A 16518-nucleotide genomic window follows, 5' to 3' on the forward strand; every position below is an offset into this window, starting at 1 on the left:
TATGTCAAAAAAGATGAAGGTAAAAGAACCATTGGATTTTGAAAATCCAAAATACTATATAAACAGGGAACTTAGCTGGATTGGCTTTAATGAGAGAGTGCTTTCAGAAGCTGAAGATAAAAGCAATCCTCTTTTTGAAAGGCTTAAGTTTCTTAGCATTTCTGCCAGCAATCTTGATGAGTTCTTTATGGTTAGGGTTGCTTCGCTAAAAGATATGATAAATGCGGGGTATCAAAAGTGTGACATTGCAGGAATGACAGCATCGGAGCAGCTTGATAAGGTGCTGGAGGAAGTACATAGATTTGTTGCTAAGCAGTATGAGATATACAATGTTAAGCTATTGCCACAGCTTTTGGAAGAGGGACTAAAGGTATGTGTTCCTTCAGAATTGAAGGGGGCAGACAGGGCTTATATCGACAGATATTTTGATGAGTATATATTTCCGGTTTTGACGCCTATGGCTGTTGATTCTTCAAGGCCTTTTCCGCTTATAAGGAATAAGACCCTTAATATTGCAGCTCTTTTGAAAAAGAAAGACTCTAAAGGGGAGATTGATTTCGCTACAGTGCAGGTTCCTGACGTACTTCCAAGAATAATTGAGATTCCATATACAGAGGGAGAGAACAATTATAAAAAGGTTGTACTTTTGGAGCAGTTGATCCTTGATAAGGTGGACAAGCTGTTTCTCAACTATGATATAGTTACCAGCGCTCCATATAGAGTTGGGAGAAATGCCGATCTTTCAATTGATGAGGATGAGGCGGAAGACCTTTTAAAAGAAATTGAGAAACAGTTAAAGCTTCGTCAGTGGGGACAGGCTATAAGGCTTGAGGTTGATGACAGCATGGATAAAAAGCTTTTGGATCTTTTGGTTGAAGATCTGGGAGTTGATAAAAATGAAATCTACAAGATAAATGGTCCGCTTGATCTTACATTCCTTATGAAAATGTATAAGCTGGAAGGTTTTGATTCACTTAAGGAACATGGATATAAAAAGCCACAGCCTGTACCTGAGTTTGTGAAGGATAAGGATATTTTTGAGGTTATCAGGGAAGGCGATGTTTTAATGCATCATCCTTATGAGACTTTCGAGAACGTGGTAAAATTTGTCGAGAATGCTGCGGTTGACCCAAATGTTCTTGCTATTAAGCAGACTCTCTACAGAGTAAGTGGTAATTCGCCAATCATTGCGGCCCTTGCCAAAGCTGCGGACAATGGCAAACAGGTTACAGTTCTGGTAGAACTAAAAGCCAGATTCGATGAAGAGAACAACATTGTATGGGCCAAGATGCTTGAAAAAGCCGGTTGCCACGTAATTTACGGACTTGTAGGACTTAAGACGCACTGTAAGATAACTTTGGTTGTAAGAAGAGAGGATGATGGCATTAAGAGATATGTCCATCTTGCAACAGGTAACTATAATGACTCTACTGCCAAACAATATACTGATGTTGGATTATTTACCTGCGCACCTGCATTTGGTGAGGATGCGACAGCTGTATTTAATATGCTTTCAGGCTATTCAGAGCCTCTTGGCTGGAACAAGCTTTCTTTGGCTCCATTGTGGCTTAAGGACAGAATTTTAGATCTTATAAGACGCGAGGAAGAACATGCTGCAAATGGCGAGCCTGCAAGAATTATTGCCAAGATGAACTCAATATGCCATAAGGATGTCATTGCAGAGCTTTATAAGGCCAGTAGTCTGGGAGTTAAAATAGACCTTATTGTAAGGGGAATATGTTGTCTAAGAACAGGAATTCCCGGGATATCTGATAATATTACTGTCAGATCAATAGTTGGCAATTTCCTTGAGCACAGTAGGATATTTTACTTTGAAAACGGAGGAAGTCCGGAATTTTATGCAAGTAGTGCAGACTGGATGCCAAGAAATCTTGAAAGAAGAGTGGAGATTCTTTTTCCTATAGAGAATGAAAAGCTTAGGAAAAAGGTATGGCACATTCTTGATATGGAGTTAAGAGATACGGAAAAAGCACATATAATGAATGAAAAAGGTTCTTTTGAAAAAGTTAAAAAAGACCCTGCGTCTGACGAAAAAATAAATTCTCAGAAGATATTTGGAGATGAGGCTGCAGAGGCGGTTAAAAATATCAATCCGCAGAATTCCAGGGTGTTTATTCCGGAAATGAAAATTTAAAGATAAGGAATTTTAGTTTTATGCGTTATGTTTTAGCATCAGGTTCACCTAGAAGAAAAGAACTGCTAGGAAAGGTTGTTCCTGAATTTGAAATAATACCTGCAGTGTCTGAAGAAAAGACCTCTGCGCAGCTGCCGGGAGAAATTGCCGAGGAGCTGTCTTTTCAGAAAGCTTCAGAGATTTTTCACAAAATTTTAACGGATAGTACAGACAGGATAGTTGTAATAGGTGCAGACACAGTCGTATCATATAACCATAGAGTACTTGGAAAACCCACAGACAGGCAGGATGCAAGGAGAATGCTTGAAACTCTTTCGGGGAAGACTCATGAGGTATATACAGGTGTAACTGTTTATTACAGAATTGGTGATAAGACAGAGCACTTTACATTTCATGAAAAGACAGTTGTCCACGTTGATGAGATGACTTCAGAAGAGATTGATGAATATGTAAACAGTGGTGAGCCGGATGATAAAGCCGGTGCCTATGGGATTCAGGGGTTATTTGCAATCCACATCAAAGGGATAAGCGGTGACTATTACAATGTCGTAGGACTTCCGATCGCAAGGCTCTATAAAGAATTAAAGAATAAAAGTTTATTGTAATATGGAGGATTTTTTATGCACGAGTATGATGATGCAGTTCTAAGATGCTTTTTAGAGAACCAGGGACAGCTTTTTCCTGAAGATGTTGCAGAAACAACAGAGGAGGCTGAGGCTTTTCTGGAGGACTGCATGGCGGTTGTAGTTGACGGCACGGACGAAGTAGAAGAATACTTTGAGGAGGCTGGAGTTGATACCGAAGGCGGAAATGTACTTGAAGCTGATGAAGTCTTTGATATTGGCGATGGAAGATACTTGATTGTTGAGGCGTGATAATAATGGCAAATAATTGTTCCAAGATTTTTTTCTTTGATCTTGATGGGACACTTCTTACAAGTGAAAAGAAAATATCTCCGAAGACTTTAAATGCCCTTAAGAAGTTTACTGATGCAGGAAATCATTTCTGTATTAATACAGGAAGAGCTATAGACAGTGCTAAGGCTGTCTATAGTGGTTTGCATCTTGACTTTAAGGGCAGTTTTTTATGTGGTTCTAACGGAACTGAGATATATAGTGTGGATGATGAAAAATATGTCTATAAAACAGGCGTTCCGCTTGAACTGGTTCCAAAGATTATGGAGCTATCTGAAAAGTATGATGTTCATTGTCACACTTACAATGAAACTCATATTGTCAGCAAAAGAAATGGTGAGTGTATGGAGTATTACAGGCGAGTCATAAAAACTCCACTCATTGTTACTGATGATGTCATGAAAGAACTATCAGCCCCTCCGTCCAAGATGATTGCCATAGAGCTTCATGATCACGATAAACAGGAAAAGTTCAGGATGGCGCTTCAGGAAATGGTAGGAGATAAGCTTACTCTTCTTTATTCAAATCCTTATTACATGGAGATTTTTCCTTCTGAGGCAGGAAAGGGAAGCGTAGTAAAAAGACTAGCTGACTATCTGGGAATTCCTGTCGAGAATACTTTTGCGGCAGGAGATGAGCAGAATGATATTTCGATGATAGAGGCAGCAGGCTGTGGAATAGCAATGATCAATGGAACGGATCTTGTTAAAAAAAGTGCCGACGTGATCACACACTTTGACAATGATCATGATGGTCTTGCTGAGTTTATTCTGAATGCGATCTGATATGACTATATTAAAAAAAAGGGCCGTGAAAGTTCTCCCTAATCTACAACAAAAAAGTAGGTGTTATGAATAATTATATTCATAGCACCTACTTTTACATATTTTTACTTTAGTTTATACAGGTAATAGACCTGGTCATAGGAGTTGTCGTAGAAGGATACAGAATCTATAAGCTCATATTTCTCATAAATGCCATCGGGCTCCCTTTCTCCGGCAATAACATATTCTGTGAGGCCTTCTTTTATGTAGCGACTTTGCTCTTCGAACATTGTAGGAAGGGCAATTCCGTTGGTCTGGAAGTATTCGCAGGTCGGAACAATTCCTGTTATGGTATATAAGCCAACATCAAGGCAACCTACATTTAAAAGAGTTGTGTCAGGGGCTTTTTCTATATGACTTGCCATTCTTGTAAGCCAGTGGTCCTGTCTGCTCTGTAATAAATAATCTGCGCTTAAACAGTTGTATTTGGCAAAAACTGCTGATAAAGCTATGACAAGGCCAGCAGTATTACACCATAATGCTCTTTTGTTATACTTGATATAAGCTTTTTGAAAAATATCTGCAACATAAGCAGCTCCCGGAAGTGCAAATACCGTAAGTGGTATTGAATAATACGGAAGCGTACCTCCGCCATAAAAGATCACAAAAAAGGTTGAAGCATACATGAAAAGGTATGCTATTTTTTTTGCTGCTTTTATTTCAAAGATGAGAGCAAGTATAAAGCAGACAATTATCCATACAAAGTACTCAAAATTATCTAATATAAGCCAATACTGAAGCTTTGCCAGCTTGTAGATTTTCTCATATAAAGAAATGGAATCTGCTGTTATATTGCTGTAGAAAAACAAATTGTTGTAGATATAGCATCTGTACCAGTCATCAAGTCCACCGGTTATGGCAAAATACATTAACCATGGTATGAATGGTAGTACGATTCCAAGGATGTAGATAAGAGCCTTTCTTAATACCTCTACAAATCCCTTTCTATATATTATGAAGCATATTGAAATTACGGCAAATCCAAAAAAGAAGCCCATCATTGTATATTTTACGAGAGCAGTGATTCCGGTAAGTATACCTACAATAAGGTATGTCTTTGAATCAGAAATGCGGTCGTATTCTTTGGCATCTTTTGGATGCATGAAAATATCAATAATATAAATGGTATAGGCTAACATTGGAAGACAAAATTCCTCGGCAGCTCCGCCCCAGTAGAAACTCCTTGATGAGTATACACCGGCAGCAACAAGTGGTATTAAGACGAGTGCAACTGAGGTTGAAGAATGTCTTTTGATGAGTTTAAAAGCAAATGCAAGGAATATTGTACCGGCAATTATCTCAAATATATAGATTCCGAAAAAACTCTTGTGGCTGATAAGATACCCAATTCCGTAAAGTAAATAAAGAAAAGGACCTTTCTGATCGTAAAGGTCCCTATAAATAACCATTCCATTCATCAGTCCTTTTCCCATTGTGAAGTAACTGTTCGCATCGTCCCAGTTATTATATGGGAAAAGAAAAGATGATCTGGTGGTAAAGGTTAATACAAATAAACTTGTGATAAAACACCAGAGTGTTTCAAAATGTTTTTTTGATAACTCTTTAAGATTCATGTACTGATTATACCTCAAGCTTAATAAGGGCACTTGATGTAAGTGGCTTTAAGAAGTCAAATGTGCAGAAAGTGCATACAATAAATAAAATGATTATAAGCAGAACTAAAAGCATAAGTTTTTTCTCTTTGTAAAGCTTTTCAGGTTTTTGTGCAGCAGAGTCGTTATCAAGCGACATTGCTGAGTAATAAGCAAACAGAAGGAAAATGAATGGAATACAAAGAAGGTATTCAATTCTGTATTTTATAAGAAAAACTCCAAGGCAAAATGTAGATGAAAGTGCATAAAAGATAGATGATGCAAGGAGTTTTTTCTCTGTGTACTTTACAAAAGATTTACGATACAAGCCTGCTACCTTAGGATCACCGATCATTCTGTACTCGGAGAATCTCTTTGTGGCCATAAGATATGCACCTGCCATCCAATATCCGATAAGGATACTTGAAGGTGGAATGGAATCAGAGGTAACAATAAACCATCCCATTAGGAGACGAAGCATATTGTTTATTGACTCTGAAATAACATCGAAATAAACGATGTCCTTACTTCTGACAGGCTCTACGTTATATATGATTCCCATTACCAAAAGAACTGCAGCAGTGATAAGGAAATACTTGTTTACAAGGAATGATAATAAAAGACCAAGAACTGCTAAAATGGCATATTCAACCAAAACCCATTTAAGTTCCATGTTCTCTGTTACTACAGGTCTGTTCTTTTTTACCGGATGATACTTGTCATATGGAGCGTCAAGCCATTCGTTGATAACGTAGTTGGCGCTGGCAATAAAGCAGGTACCAAAGAATCCAAGAAGAAGTTTTAAAATGCTGAGTTCTGTGATCTTAATATCCGTAAGAAGCAGAGCAACAGCGATACCCGGCATTATAAAAAACTGTTTGATCCAATGATCAGGTCGTGCAATTTTAATGTACTTTTTCATGTTTTCCCCTAACTAATCCTATTTTTGTTAAATTAACTAAATAATTATAGCATATTGCCTTAAATAATGCTATTATCATACACGGACTTTAAAAATGAAAAAATATATAAGGGAAGTTTTATTATGCCAATCAGAATTAATAGTTTTATGGGAAAATTCGGTTGGATAGCAAGGAAGAAGTTTCCTATGCTTGCCAGCAATGCATATCTTAAGATGCAGTTTTTTACAAGAAGCAGATCACAAAAGGAATACTGTGATTACTTCCTTAATTCAAAAGAAATACCGATGCCAAACGTGGTAAATATTGAGACAATAAACAGATGTAACTCAACCTGTGCATTCTGTACTGCGAATGTTAATGCTGAGTGCAGACCACTGGCACATATTTCAGATGAACTTTATAAAAGTATCATAGACCAGCTTGCAGATTGGGGCTATAAGGGGCACCTTACACTCTACGGCAACAATGAGCCATGGCTTGATACCAAGATTGTAGAAAGACATAAGTATGCAAGAGAAAAGCTTCCGGATTCTTTTATCTTCATGTCAACAAACGGACTTATCTTAACTGTTGATAAAGTGAAAGCTGTAGCTCCATATATAAATCAGCTTATCATCAACAATTATTCTATGGAGATGAAGCTTCACAAGAGCATTCAGGAAGTTTATGACTATGTAACAGCTCACCCTGATGAGTTCAAAGACCTAGATATTCAGATACAGATGAGATATCTTCAGGAAGTCCTTACTAACAGGGCCGGAAGTGCGCCTAATAAAAAGGAAACCAAAAAGATCATTAAAGAGACATGTCTTTTACCATTTACGGATATGTGGATCATGCCAAACGGCAGACTGGGCCTTTGCTGCTGCGATAACTTTGAGACTACAAACTTTGGAGACCTTAATGAGATCAGCCTTAAAGATGCCTGGGGAAGTGAAGCTCTTCAGAAAGTCAGAAGAGATATTGCAGAAGGAAGACAGAATTATCCATTCTGTAAGCACTGCGACTTTATTGACGCCGGATTTAGAATGCATCTTGTAAAGGCTATTCTTAGCGGCAATCAGGACGCAGCCAATAAGCTTGGCGGTCATGAGAGAATGAAAATCGGAAAAGATGAATAAGGCTTATATAAGGCACCTTACTATTATAGTAGGGTGTCTTTTGGATTATTGACACGTAAAGCAAAAATGTGCTTTAATAATTTAAATTGTCAAAGTTACAGAGGGGAGTATTACTATGAGCGAAGAGAAAAGAATTCCTTACAAGATTTATCTGTCAGAGGATGAAATCCCGAGACAGTGGTATAACGTCAGAGCAGATATGAAAAACAAACCGGCTCCACTTCTTAATCCCGCAACTTTAAAGCCTATGGGATTTGAAGACTTAAGGCCGGTTTTCTGTGATGAGCTTATTAAGCAGGAGCTGGATGACACAACACCTTACATTGATATTCCTGAGGAAGTACTTGATTTTTATAAGATGTACAGACCTGCTCCGCTTGTAAGAGCATATTTCCTTGAAAAAGCACTTGGTACACCTGCAAAGATCTATTATAAATTTGAGGGTAACAACACAAGTGGAAGCCATAAGCTTAATTCCGCAATTGTGCAGGCTTATTATGCAAAGAAGCAGGGCCTTAAAGGTGTGACCACAGAGACAGGTGCGGGCCAGTGGGGAACAGCTCTTTCAATGGCTTCAGCTTACTTTGGAATTGATTGTAAAGTGTATATGGTTAAGGTTTCTTATGAGCAGAAACCATTCAGACGTGAAGTCATGCGCACTTACGGAGCTTCTGTAACTCCTTCTCCATCCATGGACACAGAGGTAGGACGCAAGATCAACGCTGAGCATCCCGGAACAACAGGAAGTCTTGGCTGCGCTATTTCCGAAGCAGTAGAAGTTGCAACAAAGACTGAAGGCTACAGATATGTTTTGGGAAGTGTGCTTAACCAGGTACTTCTTCATCAGACAGTTATAGGACTTGAGGCTAAACTTGCCCTTGAAAAATATGGCGTGACTCCAGATATTATCATTGGTTGCGCCGGTGGCGGATCAAACCTTGGAGGACTTATTTCTCCATTTATGGGAGAGAAGCTCCGCGGTGAAAAGGATTACAGGATCATTGCAGTAGAACCTGCAAGCTGTCCAAGCTTTACAAGAGGTAAATTTGCTTACGATTTCTGTGATACGGGAATGGTATGTCCACTTGCCAAGATGTATACACTTGGATCAAACTTTATCCCATCTGCAAACCATGCAGGAGGACTTCGCTATCACGGCATGAGCCCAATTCTTTCACAGCTCTATCATGATGGCTATATGGAGGCTGTATCTGTTGAGCAGACTTCAGTATTCCAGGCTGCACAGCAGTTTGCAAGAGTAGAAGGAATCCTTCCTGCACCGGAGAGCAGCCATGCTATCAGAGTTGCCATTGATGAGGCATTGAAGTGCAAGGAAACAGGGGAGGAAAAGACTATTCTCTTTGGCCTTACAGGTACAGGCTATTTTGATATGGTTGCTTATCAGAAGTTCAATGACGGCGTTATGATGGATTACATTCCTACAGATGCTGAGCTTCAGAAGAGTTTTGATACACTTCCAAAAATTAACTTATAAAAATGAGGACACTAGATATGAATATTGTATGTTTGGATCTTGAAGGAGTACTTGTACCAGAAATATGGATCGCCTTTGCTGAAAAATCAGGAATTCCTGAGCTTAAGCGCACAACAAGGGATGAACCTGATTATGATAAGCTCATGAGATGGAGAATCGGAATTCTCAAGGAACACGGACTTGGTCTTAAGGAAATCCAGGACGTAATAAAAGAGATCGATCCACTTCCTGGAGCAAAAAAGTTTTTGGATGAGCTTAGAAGTATCACTCAGGTGATCATCATAAGCGATACCTTCACACAGTTTGCAACACCACTTATGGAGAAACTTGGATGGCCAACAATATTCTGCAACTCTCTCGAAGTAGCAGAAAATGGTGAGATCACAGGCTTTAAAATGCGAATAGAAAACTCAAAGCTCACCACAGTAAAAGCCCTTCAGTCCATAGGCTACGAGACGATCGCAAGTGGAGACAGCTACAACGACCTTGCCATGATACAGGCCAGCAAAGCAGGCTTCCTTTTCCGTTCAACCGAAAAGATCAAAGCCGACTATCCAAACCTCCCAGCCTTCGAAGAGTACGACGACCTCCTGGCCGCTATCAAAAGCGCCCTAAACTAACATATTTAAACCTCTTTACATGCAAAAAAAGCACCTCCACCGGGATCCTGCCGCAGTGAAGGTGCTTTATTTGTTTTCTGGAAGTTTCTTCATGCCTTTACTTCCTCCTTTGATTTATATATCGGACTCAATTCGAAAAAGTTTAGAGTCTGGCTCTGAATAATTATCTAATGCTTAAAAGATTATTAAGAATGCACTAAATTGCTGGATTTGTCTTTTTAATGCTATATAATTGTATTGCGTATATATGTATACGCAATACAGTGCTTGTATATGGAGGAATAATCATGGCAAAAAATAAGAAAAGTTCTGAAGGTGTAAGCTTTAAGGACAGCATAAAGACAAAGCTTATTGCTGTAATGATGCTTATCACTGCTGTTCCGCTGATTGTTGCAATCATTGTAAGTTATATTACTTCTACAAATAAGGCGCTGTTAGATGCACAGACTTCTCAGCAATGGCAGGCCAGGTATATTGAAAGCAAACTTATAGAAGCAATTAACGCGAATTTAAACATGATCAAGTCTGTAGCAGGTAATCCCACTGTTATAGAGTATGTCAAAGGTGGGGCAGGCATTCCATATGATGCAGTTCAGCTTTATCTCCAGGACTGTGATGCGGTTCTTAATGATGGACAAAATACTGCCGTTACAGATGTAACAGGAATGCAGGTTGCCAGAGGAACAGGTGATTTTATAAGTGTAGCCGATCGTGATTATTATAAGGCAGCAATTGCCGGACAGGTTTATATTTCCAATATTCTGGTCAGCAAAACAACAGGTGGAAGAATGATTACATTTGCAGTTCCTGTTATGGATGGCAATACGGTCATTGGTATAGTTCACAGAAACTATGATCTTTCCAATTTGCACGATATTCTCGCTGCACAGGCTGAAAATGCTTTTATAGTAGATAGAAATGGTATGGTTGCAGCTCATTCGCAGTATGAGATTGCCGAGGGAGTTCACGATGAAGTTGATGTTTCAACCTCTGAGTTCTATACCTCAGGCGCTGATTCAGGATATTATAAGTCAGCTTCAGCTTTTGGAACCAATTACATGTCCTATTATAAAGAGCCTCTTTCAGGTTTTGTAGTTGTTACAGCAAAGAGTGCTGCAGAGATCATGTCTTCTGCAAGACAAGCTGCTATTATCGTAATTGTTGTAGGTATTATTCTTTTAGCTGTTTCAATTGCTATATCCTTCATGATGGCAAAGAGCTTTACTGATCCGGTTCAGGCAGTAGATAAATCTTTGGAAGCATTGTCAGATGGGCGTTTTGTAAAAGTTGAAAAGTTTGATGAGAGAAAAGACGAGTTTGGCGCTATTTCAAAAGCAACCAATGCTGTTATCACAAAGCTTGATGAAATAGTGTCTGATATCAAGGCATCTGCTGAGGATGTAGGAGCATCTTCTACAGAACTGTCAGACATGGCTAATCAGATTTCCCAGACTGCAGAAGATGTATCTAATGCAGTACAGGAAATTGCATCAGGTGCTACGCAGCAGGCTGACGAGATTCAGAGTGCCTCTGAAAATGTTGGAAGGATTGGCGAAGCAGTTGGTGATGTTCAAAGATCAACTGAGGATTTGTCCGGAATTACAGAAAAGATGAAAGAAGCATCTGAGATTTCAAGTAAGTCTTTGGCAGACCTTCAGAATTCTTCCAATGAGATGACAGAGAAGATTGATGAAATATCACAGACAATTCAGGCTACACAGCAGGCTGTTAATAATATTAGCGAAAAAGTAGAAGGTATCACATCAATTGCAACCCAGACAAACCTTCTTTCTCTTAATGCTTCTATTGAAGCTGCAAGAGCAGGAGAAGCAGGAAAAGGATTTGCAGTTGTTGCAGAAGAAATCGGAAAACTTGCGGAAGACTCCAAGGCTATGGCCGATGATATCAGGAAGGAAATGGATATTCTTCTTGAACAGGCACAGGCGGCTGTTGGTGCAGCAGAGGATGTAAGGCAGGGCAACAATGATCAGCAGATTGCTCTTGGCGAGACTCTTGATGCAGTTAACGGAATGCTTGAAGACATCGGCAGCACAGTTGGCGGCGTACAGCTTATTTCCGAGGGAGCAGAGACCTGCGACAGCTCCAAGAATGCGGTTGTAGACACAATGAGTGCTCTTTCAGCTATTTCAGAAGAGAATGCAGCTTCATCAGAGGAGACAGGAGCTTCCATGCAGGAACTTTCTGCTACAGTTACAACTCTTGCCGGATCAGCAAATAATCTGAAAGAAATTGCTGATAAGCTTAATGAAGAAATGCAGTTCTTTAAATCATAAAGGTCATATTTTTATGGAGGTTATTATGTCTAAGAAAGAAGATAATTCCGGCGTTCCAAAAAAGAACTGGAAAGACAGTGTTAAGACAAGGCTTATTTTAACTATGTCTTTGCTTGTGGCAATTCCTCTTATTATTGCCATTGGTGTCAGTTACAAAAGCTCTATATCAAAGGGACTTGAGGATGCTGAGTATATTAATTCCAAACAGGCTCAGATAGTGGAGGATGCTTTTACAACAGAACTTCAGCAGCAGATAAGGACTCTTGAGGGGGTTGCGGCCAATCCGTTTACTATTGATTATGTTAAGAATGAGACCACAAGAAACGATGAGTATATGATCTCATTTTTAAAACAGGTCAATAAGGCATATGCGGATGGCAATGCGATTGTTGTTTCGGATGCTACAGGACAGCAGCTTGCGCGAGATGACGGGAATAACCTTTCGAATATTGCTGACAGAGACTATTTTAAAAATGCCATTTCCGGTAAGACTTATGTTTCAGATGTGTTGATCTCGAAAGCTACCGGTTCCAGGATCATTATCCCGGCAACTCCAGTTTATGATCATGGATATTCAACACCTATAGGAGTTGTACAAAGAAGCTATGACCTTTCTAATCTGCATGATCTTTTAAAGGAAAACATTTCTTCCAGTCAGCGTGCATTTATCACTGATAGAAAAGGAATAGTGATTGCACACTCAGAATATGAGATATCTGCGGAAGACGCAGAAGATAACAGAAGTGACAGGGACTTTTTCAAGATGGCTCAAAGCAGCACGTCAGGTACCTATGTGACGGGCTCAGGAAATGATAAACAGATAGTATCTTTTCAGCAGGAACCAACTACAGGATGGATAGTTGTTGTTTCGTCAAATTATAAAGCTACACTTGCCTCTGCCCAGAGAAGCGCAACTCTGATAGTTCTCATGGGAATTATCATGGTAATAGTAGCCATCCTTGCTTCCTTTAGAATGGCTAAGTCCTTTACAGGACCTCTTAATGAAGTTAATAAGGCTCTTCATCATCTTTCAGAAGGTGAGTTTGTTCCGATTGAGCAGTTCAACGGAAGAAAAGATGAATTTGGAGATATGATCACCAATACCAATTCTGTTTTGGATGTTCTTAGTGGAATTGTAAAGAATATCAAAGAGTCTGCGCTTTCTGTACATGAGTCTTCTGTTGAACTTGCTGACGCAGCAAGCCAGATCTCACAGACTGCAGATGACGTTTCTAATGCAGTTCAGGAAATTGCATCAGGCGCTACGCAGCAGGCTGATGAGATCCAAAGTGTTACTGAGAGTGTCGGTGATATTGACGTTGCTACAGGAAATGTTCAGACAAGTACTGATGATCTGTCCGGTCTTGCTGCGAGAATGCAGGAAGTCAGTACAGAATCTGCACAGTCTCTTGCTGATCTTCAGGAGAGCAGCAGAAATATGAGCGACAATATCATTCAGATTTCCGAGAAGATTGGTGCTACAAGTAAAGCTGTTGAGAATATCAACGAAAAAGTTGAAGGTATAGCTTCAATCGCAACTCAGACGAATCTTCTTTCTCTTAATGCTTCTATAGAGGCTGCAAGAGCAGGAGAAGCAGGAAAAGGTTTTGCGGTTGTTGCAGAAGAAATTGGTAAACTTGCCGACGATTCCAGACAGATGGCTGATGATATCAGAAAAGAGATGGATGTTCTTTTGGCAGAGTCTCAGGCAGCTGTTGGAATGGCCTCGGAAGTTCAAAAAGGTAATGATGAGCAGCAGTCTGTTCTTGGAGCAACAGTTCAGAGTGTAAATGCAATGATAGACGATATTTCTTCTACGGTAGTAAGTGTAAAGAGTATTGAAAAAGATGCAGGAACCTGTGTAAGTGCCAAAAATGTTGTATCAGATGCAATGAGCTCTTTGTCAGCAATTTCTGAAGAAAACGCGGCTTCATCAGAAGAAACCGGGGCATCAATGCAGGAGCTTTCAGCTACAGTTACAACTTTGTCTGCTTCAGCAGGATCTCTTAAAGATATTGCGGATAAGCTCAGTGCTGACATGGAATTCTTTAAATGATAATCTGAATAAGTATACATGATTCCCTCAGAGGCTTTATGCCTTTGGGGGATTTTTCATGTTATAATATAATTGTATTTACATCTACAGATTGACGGATTGACAACAATAAGGAGGACTATGAATATTTTAGTAAAAAGAATCATTGCAGGTGGAGCAGGACTTGCTGTTCTTATTGGTGGTGTTGTTTATGCTGCATACCCGGATGGTGTGGATGTGTGGGAAGTTTCTAAAATGGATATAAATTCCAGTATAGACACTGTAGGGACTATAGAAGCAGATGACATTGTTACCATATATGCACCTGTTTCGGGAAAAGTAAGTGCTATACCTGTAAGGGTAAATGAATTAGTAAAAAGCGGAAGTGTTCTTGCTTCCTATGATCTGACCTCATTCGAGGAGGACTATCAAAAAGCTTCACTTAATTCAGAATATTATGCAGATGGATATAAAGCTGCAGTTACTGAAAATGATAAAAACAAGGCGAAGGCGGCAAAGGCATCTTCATCTGCAGATGCTCTAAAAAGCCAATATATTTCTGTTGAAGAAAACAGAGATGATATTAGTATTGCCCAAAATAAGAAGAGCAATTATATTCAGTCTACTATGAAAGGAATAGAAGGCGCTCTTGATAACATGAAGACCAACATGGAGGTGGAGGCAGCAAAACTTGAAGCGGCATCCGGTGCGTATAGCGAATTAAATGGAAAAATGTTGGAAGCGCAGGCTGAAATTGCCGGAAAAAATGCACAGATTGAGAGCTTAAATAGTCAGATAAAAACAAATGCAGATGCATATGATGCCATTAAAGATGACGCATCCAAGTCAGAAGAGGCGGAAAAACTCCTGGAGACCAACCAGGAACTAGGCAAGACGCTTATTGAGCTTCAAAACAGTGTATCAGCTTCAAATGCTCAATACGCAAAGCTCAAGGAAGCAGTAAATAGCGCGGCTGATTCGAAAGAAAACGCAGTTAATTCTGTCAATTCTTTAAAAAATGATATAACGTCAAGCAGGGATGCGCTTTCATCTCTTCCTGTTGATAATCTTACCACGGAGCAATATGCGCTTTATTTAGAGCTCACAAGGCAGCTTGATGTTATTGAAAAAGAGTGGAACAAACAACTTACAGAAAAGCAGACTTCTGAAGAAAAAATAGTAAATGAATATCAGTTGAAACAGTATGAGGACTCCATGGAATTAGCACAGATTGATGTGGATAAGGCTTTAAATAACTTGTCAAAGTCTAAGGAGGGGGTTAAGACCACTGTTAACGGAACAGTTATTTCTAAGCTGGTAGATGAAGGAGCTACAGTATCTGAAGGAGAAGCTCTTTTTACTATTCAACCTGACAGTGGATATAAGGTTGCTGTAATGGTTTCGAAATACGATATTGGAAGTGTGGAAATAGGACAAAGTGCAGACGTGGCAGTAAGCGGAGAGACATATACGGCAACAGTTGAGACTATAGCACCAATTGCAACAAATGATTCAGCAGGAAAACCAAGAGTAAAAGTTGAACTTTTGTTTGATGAAGATGTTAAGCCAACAATTGGTCTTGAAGCAGAGGTCAGGATAAATACAGGGGATGCAAAAGATGCGCTTAGTATTCCTGAAAAATCAGTTTACACAGATGATGAGGGTTCTTTTGTCTATGTGCTTGAAAAGGGAAAGGCCAAGAGGGCAAATGTGGAGACGGGGCTTAAAGGTAATGGATACTATCAGGTTTTAAGCGGACTATCGGAAGGCGTAAAAGTAATCGAATCGCCATTAACGGAGGAAGACATTGGAACAAGATTTGTCGAGAACTAATGATAATTTGCTGATTAAATTTGAAAACGTTGGAAAGATATACCAAACTGGCCAGATCACTTACGAGGCACTAAAAAATGTAAATCTGGAAGTTTACGAGGGGGAGCTTGTGGTACTTCTTGGCCCCAGTGGAGCTGGAAAAAGCACCCTGCTTAATCTTTTGGGCGGACTTGATGGTGCCAGTAGCGGAAACATATTTTTTGCAGGAGAAAATATTGCAGAATTTGATGACAAGCGCCTTGGACAATTCAGGGCAAAAGATGTTGGAATTATATTTCAGTTTTATAACTTAGTCCCCACACTTACTGCTATAGAAAACGTGGATATTATAAGAGAGCTTGGTGTTGAAATAATGGATCCCTTGAAGGCCCTTGAGTTGGTGGGGCTTGCTGACAGGAAAGACAATTTCCCGGCGCAGTTATCAGGAGGTCAGCAGCAAAGAATATCCATAGCAAGAGCTATAGTAAAAAGACCGAGACTTTTATTATGTGATGAACCTACAGGCGCGCTTGATACAGGTACCAGCCGGGAAGTTTTAAAGCTTTTGCAAGACCAGAGCAGAGTACATAAAAAGACTGTTGTAATGGTAACCCATAACAATCTTTTTGCGGATATAGCAGATAAAGTGGTTTATGTAAAAAATGGAACTGTTGTAGATGTTGTGCATAATGATAATCCGAAAGATGCATTTGAACTTGACTGGTAAAACTAT

13 protein-coding genes are annotated in these 16518 nt (G+C 39.5%); 11 read left to right on the plus strand and 2 right to left on the minus strand.

What is annotated here, in order from left to right; translation table 11 throughout:
- Position 1 precedes the first annotated feature (1 nt).
- Genes BM146_RS06275 through BM146_RS06290 form a run of 4 tightly spaced genes read left to right on the plus strand, consistent with a single transcriptional unit; the run spans position 2 to position 3854 of the window.
- A complete protein-coding gene (locus tag BM146_RS06275; RefSeq protein WP_083413426.1) occupies positions 2–2155 on the plus strand; it encodes an RNA degradosome polyphosphate kinase in 2154 nt (717 codons plus the stop codon).
- A 20-nt stretch (positions 2156–2175) separates the two neighbouring features.
- Entirely contained in the window at positions 2176–2760 is a 585-nt protein-coding gene (locus BM146_RS06280) for a Maf family protein (RefSeq protein ID WP_074885968.1), read from the plus strand.
- Positions 2761–2775: 15 nt separating this feature from the next.
- The gene (locus BM146_RS06285) at positions 2776–3030 is read left to right on the plus strand and encodes a glyoxalase (RefSeq protein WP_074885971.1); all 255 of its coding nucleotides are present in this window, start codon (positions 2776–2778) and stop codon (positions 3028–3030) included.
- A gap of 5 nt (positions 3031–3035) precedes the next feature.
- On the plus strand, positions 3036–3854 hold the full coding sequence (locus BM146_RS06290; RefSeq protein ID WP_074885975.1) for a Cof-type HAD-IIB family hydrolase: 819 nt from the start codon (positions 3036–3038) through the stop codon (positions 3852–3854).
- A gap of 104 nt (positions 3855–3958) precedes the next feature.
- On the opposite strand, the gene BM146_RS06295 is transcribed toward BM146_RS06290, so the two are convergent.
- Both BM146_RS06295 and BM146_RS06300 read right to left on the minus strand, forming a co-directional pair.
- A complete protein-coding gene (locus BM146_RS06295; protein WP_074885979.1) occupies positions 3959–5467 on the minus strand; it encodes a glycosyltransferase family 39 protein in 1509 nt (502 codons plus the stop codon).
- Positions 5468–5474: 7 nt separating this feature from the next.
- Positions 5475–6407 (minus strand): UbiA prenyltransferase family protein, encoded by a 933-nt coding sequence (locus BM146_RS06300; RefSeq protein ID WP_074885981.1) that lies wholly within the window; start codon positions 6405–6407, stop codon positions 5475–5477.
- A gap of 123 nt (positions 6408–6530) precedes the next feature.
- Here BM146_RS06300 and BM146_RS06305 point away from each other — a divergent pair, with 123 nt between their 5' ends.
- The 7 genes from BM146_RS06305 (at position 6531) to BM146_RS06335 (ending at position 16512) form a co-directional block, all read left to right on the plus strand.
- Positions 6531–7529, plus strand: coding sequence for a radical SAM/SPASM domain-containing protein (locus tag BM146_RS06305; RefSeq protein ID WP_074885984.1), 999 nt, complete (start codon positions 6531–6533; stop codon positions 7527–7529).
- Positions 7530–7644: 115 nt separating this feature from the next.
- Complete coding sequence (locus BM146_RS06310; protein ID WP_074885988.1) at positions 7645–9024, plus strand: TrpB-like pyridoxal phosphate-dependent enzyme; 1380 nt, start codon at positions 7645–7647, stop codon at positions 9022–9024.
- 17 nt (positions 9025–9041) lie between these two features.
- A complete protein-coding gene (gene thrH, locus BM146_RS06315) occupies positions 9042–9644 on the plus strand; it encodes a bifunctional phosphoserine phosphatase/homoserine phosphotransferase ThrH (RefSeq protein ID WP_074885992.1) in 603 nt (200 codons plus the stop codon).
- Between the two features lie 287 nt (positions 9645–9931).
- Entirely contained in the window at positions 9932–11938 is a 2007-nt protein-coding gene (locus tag BM146_RS06320) for a methyl-accepting chemotaxis protein (RefSeq protein ID WP_074885996.1), read from the plus strand.
- 25 nt (positions 11939–11963) lie between these two features.
- Complete coding sequence (locus BM146_RS06325; RefSeq protein WP_074885999.1) at positions 11964–13994, plus strand: methyl-accepting chemotaxis protein; 2031 nt, start codon at positions 11964–11966, stop codon at positions 13992–13994.
- Between the two features lie 120 nt (positions 13995–14114).
- Positions 14115–15806, plus strand: coding sequence for an HlyD family efflux transporter periplasmic adaptor subunit (locus tag BM146_RS06330; RefSeq protein ID WP_074886002.1), 1692 nt, complete (start codon positions 14115–14117; stop codon positions 15804–15806).
- A complete protein-coding gene (locus BM146_RS06335) occupies positions 15781–16512 on the plus strand; it encodes an ABC transporter ATP-binding protein (RefSeq protein WP_242949352.1) in 732 nt (243 codons plus the stop codon). The genes BM146_RS06330 and BM146_RS06335 overlap by 26 nt, the downstream gene beginning before the upstream one ends.
- Positions 16513–16518: the final 6 nt, after the last annotated feature.

The organism is Butyrivibrio proteoclasticus (assembly GCF_900115735.1).
In the GTDB taxonomy this organism is placed as follows: Bacteria; Bacillota; Clostridia; order Lachnospirales; family Lachnospiraceae; genus Butyrivibrio; species Butyrivibrio proteoclasticus_B.

What these genes read in the sequence shown, in the direction of transcription:
- BM146_RS06275 (WP_083413426.1), top strand. Translation starts at nt 2, where the DNA reads ATGTCAAAAAAGATGAAGGTAAAAGAACCATTGGATTTTGAAAATCCA.
- BM146_RS06280 (WP_074885968.1), top strand. Translation starts at nt 2,176, where the DNA reads ATGCGTTATGTTTTAGCATCAGGTTCACCTAGAAGAAAAGAACTGCTA.
- BM146_RS06285 (WP_074885971.1), top strand. Translation starts at nt 2,776, where the DNA reads ATGCACGAGTATGATGATGCAGTTCTAAGATGCTTTTTAGAGAACCAG.
- BM146_RS06290 (WP_074885975.1), top strand. Translation starts at nt 3,036, where the DNA reads ATGGCAAATAATTGTTCCAAGATTTTTTTCTTTGATCTTGATGGGACA.
- BM146_RS06295 (WP_074885979.1), bottom strand. Translation starts at nt 5,467, where the DNA reads ATGAATCTTAAAGAGTTATCAAAAAAACATTTTGAAACACTCTGGTGT.
- BM146_RS06300 (WP_074885981.1), bottom strand. Translation starts at nt 6,407, where the DNA reads ATGAAAAAGTACATTAAAATTGCACGACCTGATCATTGGATCAAACAG.
- BM146_RS06305 (WP_074885984.1), top strand. Translation starts at nt 6,531, where the DNA reads ATGCCAATCAGAATTAATAGTTTTATGGGAAAATTCGGTTGGATAGCA.
- BM146_RS06310 (WP_074885988.1), top strand. Translation starts at nt 7,645, where the DNA reads ATGAGCGAAGAGAAAAGAATTCCTTACAAGATTTATCTGTCAGAGGAT.
- thrH (WP_074885992.1), top strand. Translation starts at nt 9,042, where the DNA reads ATGAATATTGTATGTTTGGATCTTGAAGGAGTACTTGTACCAGAAATA.
- BM146_RS06320 (WP_074885996.1), top strand. Translation starts at nt 9,932, where the DNA reads ATGGCAAAAAATAAGAAAAGTTCTGAAGGTGTAAGCTTTAAGGACAGC.
- BM146_RS06325 (WP_074885999.1), top strand. Translation starts at nt 11,964, where the DNA reads ATGTCTAAGAAAGAAGATAATTCCGGCGTTCCAAAAAAGAACTGGAAA.
- BM146_RS06330 (WP_074886002.1), top strand. Translation starts at nt 14,115, where the DNA reads ATGAATATTTTAGTAAAAAGAATCATTGCAGGTGGAGCAGGACTTGCT.